The sequence below is a fragment of the Micromonospora halotolerans genome, from assembly GCF_032108445.1.
Classification (GTDB): domain Bacteria; phylum Actinomycetota; class Actinomycetes; order Mycobacteriales; family Micromonosporaceae; genus Micromonospora; species Micromonospora halotolerans.
The window spans coordinates 327,940-340,805 of the sequence record NZ_CP134876.1 but is presented as its reverse complement, the minus strand read 5'-3'; the positions used below and the strand labels follow the sequence as shown (position 1 = coordinate 340,805).

Annotated in this window: 9 protein-coding genes; 4 read left to right on the top strand and 5 right to left on the bottom strand. The window is 74.2% G+C overall.

The features are described from left to right. The first annotated feature begins 14 nt into the window (after window positions 1–14). A complete protein-coding gene (locus RMN56_RS01595; protein WP_376787303.1) occupies window positions 15–1,538 on the top strand; it encodes a glycosyltransferase in 1,524 nt (507 codons plus the stop codon). Window positions 1,539–1,542: 4 nt separating this feature from the next. After that, window positions 1,543–2,826, top strand: coding sequence for a nucleotide sugar dehydrogenase (locus tag RMN56_RS01590; protein WP_313722041.1), 1,284 nt, complete (start codon window positions 1,543–1,545; stop codon window positions 2,824–2,826). 71 nt (window positions 2,827–2,897) lie between these two features. Here the strand turns inward: RMN56_RS01590 and RMN56_RS01585 are convergent, their stop codons facing one another. After that, complete coding sequence (locus RMN56_RS01585) at window positions 2,898–3,440, bottom strand: acyltransferase (RefSeq protein ID WP_313722039.1); 543 nt, start codon at window positions 3,438–3,440, stop codon at window positions 2,898–2,900. Between the two features lie 151 nt (window positions 3,441–3,591). Beyond that, complete coding sequence (locus RMN56_RS01580; protein WP_313722038.1) at window positions 3,592–3,930, bottom strand: DUF952 domain-containing protein; 339 nt, start codon at window positions 3,928–3,930, stop codon at window positions 3,592–3,594. A 79-nt stretch (window positions 3,931–4,009) separates the two neighbouring features. On the opposite strand from RMN56_RS01580, the gene RMN56_RS01575 reads away from it, so the two are divergent. Continuing rightward, complete coding sequence (locus RMN56_RS01575; RefSeq protein ID WP_313722037.1) at window positions 4,010–4,678, top strand: response regulator transcription factor; 669 nt, start codon at window positions 4,010–4,012, stop codon at window positions 4,676–4,678. A 10-nt stretch (window positions 4,679–4,688) separates the two neighbouring features. Next, window positions 4,689–6,143, top strand: coding sequence for a sensor histidine kinase (locus tag RMN56_RS01570; protein WP_313722036.1), 1,455 nt, complete (start codon window positions 4,689–4,691; stop codon window positions 6,141–6,143). A gap of 7 nt (window positions 6,144–6,150) precedes the next feature. Here the strand turns inward: RMN56_RS01570 and RMN56_RS01565 are convergent, their stop codons facing one another. The 3 genes from RMN56_RS01565 to RMN56_RS01555 all read right to left on the bottom strand — a co-directional run bounded on the left by RMN56_RS01565 (window position 6,151) and on the right by RMN56_RS01555 (window position 12,784). After that, window positions 6,151–7,104, bottom strand: coding sequence for a TAXI family TRAP transporter solute-binding subunit (locus RMN56_RS01565; protein WP_313722035.1), 954 nt, complete (start codon window positions 7,102–7,104; stop codon window positions 6,151–6,153). A gap of 124 nt (window positions 7,105–7,228) precedes the next feature. Then, window positions 7,229–10,330, bottom strand: coding sequence for a S8 family serine peptidase (locus RMN56_RS01560; RefSeq protein WP_313722034.1), 3,102 nt, complete (start codon window positions 10,328–10,330; stop codon window positions 7,229–7,231). Between the two features lie 189 nt (window positions 10,331–10,519). Next, window positions 10,520–12,784, bottom strand: a complete 2,265-nt coding sequence (locus RMN56_RS01555) for a helix-turn-helix domain-containing protein (protein ID WP_313722033.1) — start codon at window positions 12,782–12,784, stop codon at window positions 10,520–10,522. Window positions 12,785–12,866 lie beyond the last annotated feature (82 nt).

The following is a 12,866-nucleotide window of genomic DNA, read 5'->3' as shown; positions in this document are numbered from 1 at the left end:
CCGTCTACAACACCATGCCGTACCTGACCACCTGCCTGGAGTCGCTGGTCGGGCAGACCATCGGGCTGGACCGGCTGGAGGTCGTGGCGGTCGACGACGGCTCCACCGACGGCAGCGGCGCCGAGCTGGACCGGTACGCCGCCCGCTACCCGGAGACGGTCCGGGTGCTGCACCAGGCCAACTCGGGCGGCCCGGCCGCACCGAGCAACCTCGGCCTGGACCACGCCCGCGGCCGGTACGTCTTCTTCATCGGCTCCGACGACCACCTCGGCCCCGAGGCGCTGGAGCGCCTGGTGGCCGCCGCCGACCGCTGGGACTCCGACGTGGTGCTCGGCCGGATGGTCGGCACCAACAAGCGCTACGTGCACCAGGCGGTCTACGGGAGCACCCAGGAACGGCTCGACCTCTTCGACAGCGCGCTGCCCTGGTCGCTGTCGAACACCAAGCTGTTCCGGCGGGCCCTGGTGGAGCGCCACGGCCTGCGGTTCCGCACCGACATGCCGATGGGCAGCGACCAGCCGTTCACGCTGGAGGCCTGCTTCCGGGCGAACAAGATCTCCGTCCTCGCCGACTACGAGTACTACTACGCGGTCAAGCGGGAGAACGCGCAGAACATCACCTACGCCAGCCGCTTCGAGGAGCGGCTGCGCTGCGCCGAGGAACTCGTCGGGTTCGTGGCCGGGCTCATCGAGCCGGGCCCGCACCGGGACGCGGTGCTGCTGCGCCACTTCAGCTGGGAGGTCGCGAAGCTGCTCCGGACGGAGTTCCTGGGCCTCTCCCCGGACGTCCAGCAGCACGTCCACGACCGGATCCGCAAGCTCGCCGAGGCGTACCTGACCGAGGGCGTCCTGGCCCGGATGGCGCCCGACCTGCGGCTGCGGCTCGCCGTGGCGCGCGACGGCGACCTGGCGCAACTCCGGGAGCTGATCGGGCAGCAGGCCGACAAGGCGCTGCCCGAGGTCACCATCGCCGACGGCCGCTGGTACGCCCACCACGTCGGCTTCCGCGACCCGGCGTTCGGCTACCCGGACGACTGGTACGACGTCACCGACCGGGCCGGCAAGGTACTGGCCAAGCTGACCGCGACCGGGCTGGCCTGGGGCCGGGACGCCGCCGGCGCCCGCGCCCTGGTGGTCACCGCGCGCAGCCCCTGGGCCGTGCTGTCCGAACTGGCCCCCGGGGCGGTCCGGGTCAGCGTGGGCGAGGTGGCGGGTGTGACGTCGGTCGCGCCCGACGGCACCGGTACCGTCGTACGGACGGACTTCGCGGTGGACCGGCTGCTCGCGGTCGCCGCGGCGAACGGGGGGCGTCGGGTGGTGCGTGCCGAGGTGACCGCGCTGGGCGGGATCGCCTCGGCGCCGCTCCGGACGGACCGCCGCGTCGCGGCGCCCCGGCGGCTGGCCCGGCGCGGCGTCCGGCTCCACCTCGTCACGCCCACCACCAATCACAAGGGCCAGGTGATCGTCGCGATCACGCCGGTGACCCCCGGTCGGTTCCTTGCCCGCCTGCGCCGAATGTGGCCCTCTGGAGGAAAGTAGTTTCATGAACATCTGCGTCGTCGCGCTCGGCAAGATCGGTCTGCCGCTCGCCGTGCAGTTCGCCTCGAAGGGGCACCGCGTGATCGGTGCCGACGTCTCCGAGCGGGTCGTCCAGCTGGTCAACGACGGCGCCGTGCCGTTCCCCGGCGAGACCGACCTGGACGTCAAGCTGAAGGAGGCGGTCGCCGCCGGGCTCCTGTCGGCCACCACCGACACGGCCGCCGCGGTCGCCGAGTCCGAGGCCGTCGTCGTGGTCGTGCCGCTCTTCGTCGACGCCGAGGGCGTGCCGGACTTCGGCTGGATGGACGACGCCACCCGGGCCATCGCCCGCGGGCTCAAGCCCGGCACCCTGGTCAGCTACGAGACCACCCTGCCGGTCGGCACCACCCGCAACCGCTGGGCCTCCATGCTGGAGGAGGGCTCCGGCCTCACCGCCGGCCAGGACTTCCACCTGGTGTTCAGCCCGGAGCGGGTGCTCACCGGCCGGGTCTTCGCCGACCTGCGCCGCTACCCCAAGCTCGTCGGCGGCATCGACGAGGCGTCGGCCGAGCACGGCGTGCGCTTCTACGAGGCGGTGCTCGACTTCGACGAGCGGCCCGACCTCGACCGCCCGAACGGCGTCTGGGACCTCGGCTCGGCCGAGGCCTCCGAGCTGGCCAAGCTCGCCGAGACGACCTACCGCGACGTCAACATCGGCCTGGCGAACCAGTTCGCCCGCTTCGCCGACACGGTGGGCGTCGACGTCACCAAGGTCATCGAGGCCTGCAACACCCAGCCGTACAGCCACATCCACTCGCCCGGCATCGCCGTCGGCGGCCACTGCATCCCGATCTACCCGCGGATGTACCTGTGGAACGACCCGGCGGCCACCGTGGTCCGCTCGGCCCGCGAGGCCAACGCCGCCATGCCGGAATACGCCGTCGATCTGCTCGCGGCCGCGTACGGGGATCTGACCGGGGTGGGCGTGCTGGTGCTCGGCGCGGCCTACCGGGGCGGCGTCAAGGAGACCGCGTTCTCCGGCGTCTTCCCGACCGTCGAGGCGCTGCGCGCGCGGGGCGCCGTCCCGTACGTCGCCGACCCGATGTACACCAACGAGGAGCTGGCCGCGCACGGCCTGCCCGGCTACGAGGGCGAGCCGGTCGGCGCCGCGGTCATCCAGGCCGACCACGCCGAGTACCGCAACCTCACCCCGGCCGACCTGCCGGGCGTGACGGTGCTGGTCGACGGCCGCCGGGTCACCGACCCGGCGCGGTGGGCCGGCGTCCGCCGCGTGGTCATCGGCGGCTGACCCTTCCGCGAATTCCGGGCCCCGGCCGTGTGACGGCCGGGGCCCGCTCGCGTCGCGGCGGCGCCGCGCGCTCAGCCCTGGTGCGGCGGGTTGTCGACGTCCCGGGAGACGACCTCGCCCTTCTCGTCCACCCAGCCCTTCGGCCGGGCCGGGTTGCCGGCCACCAGCTGGTACGGCTTGACGTCCCGGGTGACCACCGAGCCGGCGGCGATCATCGCGTACTCGCCCACCTCGATGCCGCAGACCAGGGTCGCGTTGGCGCCGATCGAGGCGCCCCGGCGGACCATGGTCGGGGTGATGGTCCAGTCCGGGTTCTGGGCGCGGGGGCGGAAGTCGTTGGTGAACACGGCGCAGGGGCCGACGAAGACCTCGTCCTCGATGGTCACGCCCTGGTAGACCGACACGTTGTTCTGGATCTTCACCCGGTCGCCGACGGTGACCTGCGCGTCGACGTACACGTTGCGGCCGATGACGCAGCCGGCGCCGACCTGCGCGCTCGACCGGATGTGGGCCAGGTGCCAGACCTTGGTGCCGTCGCCGACCTTGGCGCCGTCCTCCACGTCGGCCGTCGGGTGGACGAAGACGGAGGCGGACCGGTCGTTGGTGTCAGTCATGTCAACTCGCATCGTGGCAGGGCGCGTCGTCGCGCCGTCGGTGCCGGACGGCCGCGCCGGCTGACCGCCGCGCGCCCGGCCGGGCCAGGGCCACCCGGCCGCGCCGGGCTCCCGGAGCCGGCGGGCGGGCACGTCGCAGCATAGCGAGCCGTCACGCCACCAGTTCGGCCACCGCGTCGGCGGCGGGCCGGTCGGCGGGCAGGGGATGCGCGGCCACCACCGCCTCCACCGGCAGCGCCGCGTAGAGGTGCGGGAAGAGCGCGCCGCCCCGGGACACCTCCCAGCGCAGGGCGTCGCCGAGCCGCGTCTCGTCCACGGCGAGGACGGTGAGGCCGGTGGCCCCGGCGAAGACCCGGCGGGCGGTCTCCACCACCTGGTCCGCCCCGGACAGGTGGATGTAGCCGTCCTGCCGGTCCATCGCGGTGCCGGCGAACCGCCCGTCCGCCCGCGCCTGCTCCCACTCGCTGTCGGCCAGAATCTTGTAGATCACCACCGCAGCCTAGAAGCCCACCGGGCCTCCCGTCCCGCCGCGTCGTCTGCCACCATTCGCAGGGCAGCACGTCGAGCGGATGGAGGCACGGGTGCGGATCCTCCTGGTCGAGGACGATCGTCGGGTGGCCGCCGCCCTGTCGTCGGCGCTCACCCGGCGCGGGTACGAGGTGGAGCACGCCGCCACCGTCGAGGCCGCGCTCTCCGCCGCCCCCTGCGACCTGGTGCTGCTCGACCTGACCCTGCCCGACGGGGACGGCACCGACCTGTGCCGGGAGCTGCGCCGGCGCAGCAGCCAGCTCGGCATCATCGCGGTGACCGCCCGAGGCGAGGAACGTGACCGGGTGCTCGGGCTGCGGCTGGGCGCCGACGACTACGTGGTGAAACCGTTCTCCATGGTGGAGCTCCAGGCGCGGATCGAGGCGGTGCTGCGCCGGGCCGCGCACACCGCGCCGGAGCGCAGTCTCATCGAGGCCGGCGCCGTACGCATCGACGTGGGCGGCCGGACGGTCAGCGTCGCCGGCCGGCCCGTGGCGCTCACCCGCAAGGAGTTCGACATCCTGCTCTCCCTGGCCCGCCAGCCCGGGGTCGCCGTCCCGCGGGACCGGATCCTGCTCGACGTCTGGGGCACCACCTGGGCCGACCGGCACACCGTGGAGGTGCACGTCGGGTCGCTGCGCGGCAAGCTCGGCGACCCGACGCTGGTGGAAACCGTCCGCGGGGTCGGCTACCGGCTCCGCGGCAAGTGAGGAGGCCGCCGTGCGTCGCCGGCTGGTGATCAGCTACCTGCTGCTGATGGTGCTGGTGCTGCTCGCCCTGGAGACCCCGCTGGCGGCCACCCTGGCCACCCGGGAGACCGACCGGGTCCGCGCCGACCGGCTCGCCGACGCCACCCGGTTCGCCTCGCTGGCCGGCCCGGCGCTGCGTGGCGGCACCCCCGGCCCGCTGGACGCGGAACTCGCCGCCTACGACGACCTCTACGGCATCGGTGCGGCCGTGGTCGACCGGGACCGCCGGACCGTGGTCGCCTCGACGCGCTGGGAGTTCGGCGCGGGCACCGACCTGGCCCTGGACACCGCGCTGGCCGGGCAGCAGTTCAGCCGGCCGGAGGCGGTCCGCCCGTGGGTGGGCGGGCCGCTGGTGGTGGCGGTCCCGATCAACGACGGCGGTGAGGTGCTCGGCGCCGTGGTCACCACCACCCCGGCGGCCAAGGTGCGCCGCACGGTCACGGCCTGGTGGCTGCTGCTCGCCGGGATCGGCCTGCTCGCGGTGCTGGCCTGCGTCTCCACCGCGTTCGGGCTGGCCGGCTGGGTGCTGCGCCCGGTCACCGAGCTGGACGCGGTCACCCACGAGATCGCCGAGGGACACCGGCGGGCCCGGGTCCGCCCCCGCCTCGGCCCGCCGGAGCTGCGCCGGCTGGCCACCAGCTTCAACGCCATGGCCGACGCCGTCTCCGACGTGATGGACCGGCAGCGGGCGTTCGTCGCGCACGCCAGCCACCAGCTGCGCAACCCGCTCACCGCGCTGCGGCTGCGGGTGGAGGAGCTGGGGCCGAGCCTCACCGACCCCGACGGCCGGGCCGAGCACCAGCTGGCGCTGGAGGAGACCGACCGCCTGGCCACCGTGCTCGACGCGCTGCTCACCCTGGCCCGCGCCGAGCGGGAGGAGAACCAGCGGGTCACCGTGGACGCCGCCGCGATCGCCGCCTCCCGGGTGGCGGCCTGGCTGCCGCTCGCCCGCCACCGGTCGGTCACCCTCGCGCTCCACGGCGCCGGCACGCCGGCCTACGCCCGGACCGTGCCGACCGCCGTCGACCAGGCGCTCGACGCGCTGATCGACAACGCGGTCAAGTTCAGCGGCGCCGGGGGAGCGGTGACGGTGACCGTACGTCCGGCCGACGGCGGCATCGCGCTGGAGGTGCGGGACACCGGCCCCGGCATGACGGCCGGTCAGCTCGACCAGGCCACCGAGCGGTTCTGGCGGGCACCGGACGTGCAGAACGTCGACGGCGCCGGGCTCGGGCTGACCATCGTCGCGGTGCTGGTCGACGCCTCCGACGGCCGGCTCACCATGCGTCAGGGCGAGCCGCGGGGGCTGGTCGCCGAGGTGTGGTTCCCAGCCCCGGACGACGAGCCCGTCGAGCCGGACGAACCCGCTCCCGCGCTCGGCGACGACCCGGTCGAACCGGTCGGCTCCGACGCCGGGCGCCGCTGAGCCCGCCTCAGGGCTTGGTGGCGCGGTACCAGTCGGCCGCGCCCGGATGCAGCGGCAGCGGGGTGGTGACGATCGCCGACCGGGGACTCATCCGGCCGGCCGCCGGGTGCGCCGCGGCCAGCTCCTCCCGCCGCTCCATCAACAGCCTTGTCACCTCGCGCACCAGCGCCGCCGGCAGGCCGGCACTGGCGATCAGGTAGTTCGGGTTCGCCACCGTGCTGACCGGGTCCGCCCCGTAGACCGAGCGGGGGATGTCCCGGGTCACGTAGACCTGCCCGTACCCGCGGCGCAGCGGCTCGGTCCAGTCGCCCAGGTCGACCATGCGCAACGACGTGCTGCCGGCCAGCTCGGTGACGCCGCGCACCGGCAGGCCGCCGGAGAAGAAGAAGGCGTCGATCCGGCCGGCGCGCAGCGCCGTCACCGAGGCGTCCAGGCCGAGATGCTCCTGGTGGACCCGGTCGCCGCCGAGCTGGGCGACGGCCAGCAGCCGGCTGGCGGTGACCTCGGTGCCGGAGCCGTCGGCGCCCACCGACACCCGCCGGCCCCGCAGGTCGGCCAGGGTGCGTACCGGACCACCGGCCGTGGTGACCAGGTGCAGCAGGTCGTCGTAGACCCGGGCCACGGCGAGCACCGCGGGGTGCTCCGGCGCACGCGGCGGCAGCACGTCGGCCTGGGTGAAGCCCAGCTCCGCCTGGCCGGAGCCGACCAGCCGGACGTTCTGCGCGGACGCCGCGGTGATCTCCACGCTGGCCTGCACACCGGGCAGCTCCCGGTTGAGCAGCGCGGCCAGCGACTGGCCGAACGCGTGGTAGACGGCCGTGGGGCTACCCGTGGCGATCCGGATGCGGACCGGCTCGGTGGGCTCGTCCCGGCAGCCGGACAGACCGGCCACGAGCAGCAGGAGGAGCGCCAGCGGGGCGGCGGTCCGGCGCCGGCCGCGCACAGACCAGTGTCGGCTCACGGGCAGCACTCTGCGCCGTGGGGCACCCGCCGCGCAAGCCCGGCCGATCCGGCGCCCACCCGGCCGGTCCGGCCCCGGGTGGGGGAGCTGCGCGCTCCACCCACCCGAGCCCGGAACCAGTGGGTCACTGCCAGAAGTACTGCGTGGTGGAGACCAGCTGCCCGGGGATCACCGCCCCGTTGGTGGACAACTCGGTGTACGCCCAGTACTCGAGGTCCTCCTCCAGCGGTGCGTTCGGCCGGAGCTTGTACGACGGGGTCGTACCCCGCTCCACCCTGGCCGGCAGCTCCAGCGTGGCGGGGGCGTAGTGGCCGTCGCGGCTGAGGATCACGTGGCCGAGCCGGTAGTCGACGACCGGGCTGCCGGAGGCCTGCGCGAAGACGTACGCCGTGTAGGTGCCGGCCTCCGGCATGAAGGTCCAGGCCCGCTCGCTGCTGTGCCAGGCGCTGGCACTCCGGTACACCAGCTTGTCACCCTTGTACAGCCAGAGGTCGAGGTTGGTGTTCGGGTCGTCGGCGGCGGTCTGCACCACGATCCCGGCGCTGCCCGCCGGCACCGTGAAGGTGTGCGCCCGGACCCCGAGGGCCTCCCGATCGAAGACCCCGCCGTTGACGCCCGCCGGCATCGAGTACGAGTCCCACCGCATGGGGGCGTAGCCGGTCGACCGGCCGGAGATCGTGCCGGTGAAGCCCGGCTCCAGCAGCCCGTAGGCGCCGTTGACGATCCGGCCGAACTCCTCCAGGTTGTCGTCGTACGGCCTGGGGGAGATGCCCCACGGGCGCGCGGCGACCGGAATCCGCACCTGGTGGGCATCGCTGCGCCAGGTGATCGCGCCGGTGACGTAGCGGTCCCACGGGGCGCTGCCGCGCCGGAGCCTGATGGTGACCGTGGCGGTCCTGCCCGCTGGGATCGTCACCACCGTCGGCGTCACGCTGACCTGCATGCCCGGCAGCCCGGTGACCGAGGCCCGGTACGTCTCCTTCGTGCCACCGACGTTGGTCAGCTTGCGGGTCAGCGTCACCTGCCTGGTCCCGTCGTACTCGCGCAGGGAGATCGACGGCAGGTTCAGGTCCCGGCCGTCCGGCTGGGCCGCCGTACTGAACGCGACCAGGTCGGCGGCGGCCGGTTCGATGACCAGCCCCGGGTCGCCGGCCCGGTCCAGGGTCAGCAGGCCGCTGCCCTGGGTCAGCGGGTTGTCGGTGCCCACCGTGTCGATGGCGGTGGTGCGCAGTGCCGAGGCCACCGCCCCGGGCGACCAGTCGGGGTGCTCGGCCCGCAGGATCGCGGCCGCGCCGGCCACGTGCGGGGCCGCCATCGAGGTGCCCGAGTACGCGTCGTACTGCCGGCCGAAGTTCCCGGGCGGGGAGACGGCCGCGATGATGTCGCTGCCGGGGGCGACCAGGTCGGGCTTCATGAGCCCGTTGTGCGTCTTGTCCGGCCCGGTGGACGAGTAGTCCGCGACGCTCGGCACGCCGGGGACGCTGGACCCGTCACCGCCGGAGGTGAGCAGCGCGGTGCCGTCGGTCGGGTGGCGCATCAGGTAGTTGAAGATCTTGCCGGCCTGCTCCTTGGTGTTCAGGTAGAGCACCGGGAAGTCGTAGATCGAGTTGACCCGGAAGTTGCCCACGGGGTCGAAGAGGACGACCGCCGCGGCACCGTTGGCCTTGGCCTCCGCCACCTGGTCGTACGGGTGGTCCAGCGCGCAGGCGACCACCTTGTCCTTCACCTTCGCCGGGTCCAGGCCGTAGCAGTACGCCGAGCCGTCCTCCAACGTGCCGGCCTGCTCGCCGAAGACCAGCGGGCGGGGCTTACCACCGGGAAGGACGTCCAGCGAGGCGCCCACGATCCTGGTGCCGTTGCCGACCTGGACCGTTCCCTCGTTCACGTTGGTCACTGCCGCGCCGACCGTGGTCACCCACGGCTGGGCGTTGCTGATCGCGCCGCTGAAGCCGTCGTTGCCGGCGGACGCCGAGACGAAGACCCCGGCGAGCGTGGCGTTGAGGAAGGCGGTGCCGATGGGGGTGTTCGGTTCCCAGTCCCCCAACTGCTTCCCGATCGAGTAGTTGAGCACCTGGACGCCGTCGGCGACCGCGGCGTCGATGCCGGCGATGATATCGGCGTCGTACCCGGAACCGCCCCACAGGACCTTGTAGACGGCGATCTGAGCGTCCGGCGCCACGCCGGAGATCGGACCGAAGTGCCGCCCCGAGATGGTGACGTCCCCGACCGGCAGTCCGGCCGCGGTCGAAGCGGTGTGCGTGCCGTGCCCGACCATGTCCCGGGGGGACAGGACCTCGCCCTCCGGCAGCTCGCCCGCAGCCGCGAGATACGTGTCGGCGAAGTACCGGGCGCCGACGATCTTGCCGTTGCAGTGCTCGACCGCGAAGGCGTACCCGGTCTGGCAGGTGCCGTGCCAGCCCGCCGGGGCCGGCATGGCCCTGGCGAACGACGGGCTGTCCGGCCAGATGCCGGTGTCCAGGACGCCGATCACGGTCCCGGCGCCGGTGCCGCTGCCCGGCTTCGGCCCGGTGGGCTTCGGCGCGGCGGCCACCTCGGCGCCCGTTGCCGCGTCGCCGGTCGGCGCGGCGGCGGTCGGCGCGGCGGCGGTCGGCGCGGCGGGCGTCGGCGTGGCCTCGCCCGCTGTCGCCCGGTCGATGCTGACCTTGCGGGACTCGGTGACCGAGCGGACCCGCTTGTCCCGCTTCAGCGCGTCGACCTGGGTGGGAGTCAGCGTGGCGGAGAACCCGTCGAAGGCGGTGGTGTAGACCTGGTCGACCTTGATCTTGGCCGCCTCGGCCACGGCGTTCCGCTGGGTGCCCAGGTGCTTCCGGTACGCCGTGGCCGCCGTGGACTGGGGCTCCAGCCGCCTGCCGGCTGCCGGGCGGGTCCGGGGCAGCCCCGAGATCCCGCCGGTGTACGTGGTCACCGGATCCTCGGCCAACTCGACGACGTATCGGGCGGGACCGGTGGGCCTGCTCTGCTGCTGCGGCTCGGACCTCCCGGTCCGGCCCGCGTCGAACCGGCCGGCCCCGCCGGTCAGGTCCACCCGGTCACCGGTCTTCGTCCGTCCGAAGTCGAGGCCGCTGTCCGTCACCCCGGCCGGGTTCGCCGGTGCTGCCGACGCCGTGCCCCCGGCGGCGACCGTCCCGCCGCCGACCAGGGTGAGGACCAGCAGGGGTATCGCCAGTCCTCTTCGGCGACGGGTTCCACTCGTGCTCGTAGCCACGAGGCTCCTTCCAGAATTACTGCTCGGGAGCGCTCCCAAGCATCGGTGCACCCCTCGATCCGGAGGAGGTGCCGGCGCCACCCGTCCGGTTCGCCAACCTCGGCGGGCCGCGACTTCTCCTCGCCCGGCAACGGGCGGATGACACCCAGGGAGACGCTAGGGGCGACGACGCCGGTCAACCAGGCAAGATCACCGGCAATTTGACGTGTCGAGGTCCGAGAGGGAGCCGAGCAGCTTCCGGGCCCGGGCCGCCCGCCTCCGGTCACCGTCGGCCTCGAAGTCGCGTATCGCGTCCAGCAGGACCCGCCTACCTCGCGAGTCACCGGACCGCAGCAGCACCTCGGCGAGACCCAGCGCCGCCTCGCCGGAACCGTACGGGTCGCCCCCGGCCGTGAAGTCGGCGGCCGCCGCCCCCATCGACGCGATCGCCTCGGTCCACTGCCCGAGGTCGGCGTGGGCACGCCCGAGCCGATGCCGGATCCAACCCGTCAGGGGACGACTGGCGAACTGCCGGCTGGCCGGCTGGGCCGCCGAGGCGGCCCGCCAGTCGTCGAGCGCGCGCCGCAGGTGGGTCACGGCCGCAGCCGCGTCGCCCTGCTCCCGCCGGATGTCGGCCAGGCTGTACGACGTGATCAGCCGTCCGGTCAGGTCCCCCGCCTCGGTCAACTCCCGCAGCGCCCGGGCGCAGGTCTCGGCGGCGCCGGCCAGGTCTCCGTCGCGGTAGCGCACCCCGACGAGGTAGAAACACGCCCAGCCGAGGGTGCGCCGGTCACCCGCCGCGGCGGCCAGCCGGTAGGCCCGGCGGTGCTGCGTGACCGCGTCCGCCGGCCGGCCGAGCACCACGCTCTGGGCCCACCCCAGGGCGTTGCGCTGCGCGGCCTCCGCCACCGGGTCGCCGCTGGCCTGCGCCGCGGCGACGGCGAGGCCGAAGAGTTCGGGCCAGTCGATCACGTGGTGGTAGCGGTCCGAGTACCAGTAGAGCGCCTCGGCGGCCGCGATCACGTCCCGGTGCCGCCCTGCCGCCCCGGCCTGCCGCACAGCCCACCACCAGCCGTGCCGCTCGGCGGTGAGCCAGGCCATGGCGCCCTGGCCGCTGCCGAACTCGGCGCCGGCGGCCGGTTGCCGCCCGGGGTCCGGGTCGAGCCACCTGCCGGCGACCTCGACCATCCCGAGCAGCCAGGCCCGTACCCGGTCGGCGGCCTCGTCGCGGTCCGCCGGCGACTCCTCGGCGGCGAGACGTTCGGCGGCGAAGACGCGAAGCAGGTCGTGCAACACGTAGCGGCCGGGTGCCGCCGCCGGGGCCAGGAGGCTGGCGTCGACCAGCATCTCGAGCGTCGCCTCGGCTTCGTCGACGTCGACCGCCAACAACTGGCCCACGGCGGCGACGGAGTACTCCGGCCAGGGCAACAACGCGAGCCGGCGCAGGGTCTGCCGCGCGAGCTGTGGCAGCTGCCCGTAGGACAGGCTCAGCCCGGCCCGGACCCGGGTGTCCCCGGGATGCAGCAGGTCGAGGCGGCGGCTCTCGTCGCGGATCCGCTCGACCAGCCAGCCGACGCTCCAGGACGGCCGGGAGGCGAGCCGGTTCCCGGCCACCCGCAGGGCGAGCGGCAGCCCGGTGCAGAGCCGCACGAGCTCGCGGGTGGCTTCCGGCTCGGCCGACACCCGGTCGGCCCCGACGATCTCCTCGATCAGACCCGTCGCGCTGGCCTCGTCGAGATCCTCCAGGCGCAGCCGGCAGGTGCTGTCCAGCCCGCCGAGGTTGAACCGGCTGGACACCAGCGTCAGCCAGCCGGGGCCCGTCGGGAGCAACGGTCGCACCTGGGTCTCGGTGGCCGCGTTGTCGAGGACCAGCAGCCCGGTACGGTCGGCGGTCAGCATCCGGTAGAGCGCGAGCCGTTCCCCCGGGCTGTGCGGTGTCCATCCGCCCCCGGTCCCGCGTAGGGCCGCGAGCAGTTGGTCCATCGCCTGGTCGGCCGAGAGCGGCTCCAGGTCCGTCCCGCGCAGGTCGATGTGGCACGCGATGCCGGCGATCTCCGCCGCGAGGAGGTGTGCCGCCCGCACCACCAGGCTGGTCTTGCCGACCCCGGGCTGGCCGCTGACCACGACGGTGGCGTTGCCCGACCGGGCGGCGAGGCCCCGTGCCTGCGCGATCAACTGGTCCAGCTCGGCCCGCCGACCGACGAAGTCCGGCACCACCGGGGGAAGGCTGCTGTGCTGCCACGCCGGTGCCGCACCAGCCGCGTGCACGGTCTGGAGCAACCGGGCGCGCGGCTCACCGGTCAGGCCCAGGGCGTTGGCAATCTCCTCCACGGTCCGGCGGCGCGGCCGGGCGATCCGGGCGCCCTCCAGGTTGCGCACGGTCCGCACGGCGACCCCGGCCGCCTCGGCGAGTGCCTCCTGGCTGAGCCGCGCCGCGATCCTGTGCCCGTGCAACAGGGTTGCCAGCTGGCCCACGTCGCCGGTGTGCCACCCCGGTGCGGACGGGGCGACATGGTCGGCGATGGGGCGAGGCAAGCGCAGATCAACACTCCCGTGG

Coding starts and splice junctions, on each gene's coding strand:
- RMN56_RS01595 (WP_376787303.1), top strand. CDS start 15: ATGCCGTACCTGACCACCTGCCTGGAGTCGCTGGTCGGGCAGACCATC.
- RMN56_RS01590 (WP_313722041.1), top strand. CDS start 1,543: ATGAACATCTGCGTCGTCGCGCTCGGCAAGATCGGTCTGCCGCTCGCC.
- RMN56_RS01585 (WP_313722039.1), bottom strand. CDS start 3,440: ATGACTGACACCAACGACCGGTCCGCCTCCGTCTTCGTCCACCCGACG.
- RMN56_RS01575 (WP_313722037.1), top strand. CDS start 4,010: ATGGAGGCACGGGTGCGGATCCTCCTGGTCGAGGACGATCGTCGGGTG.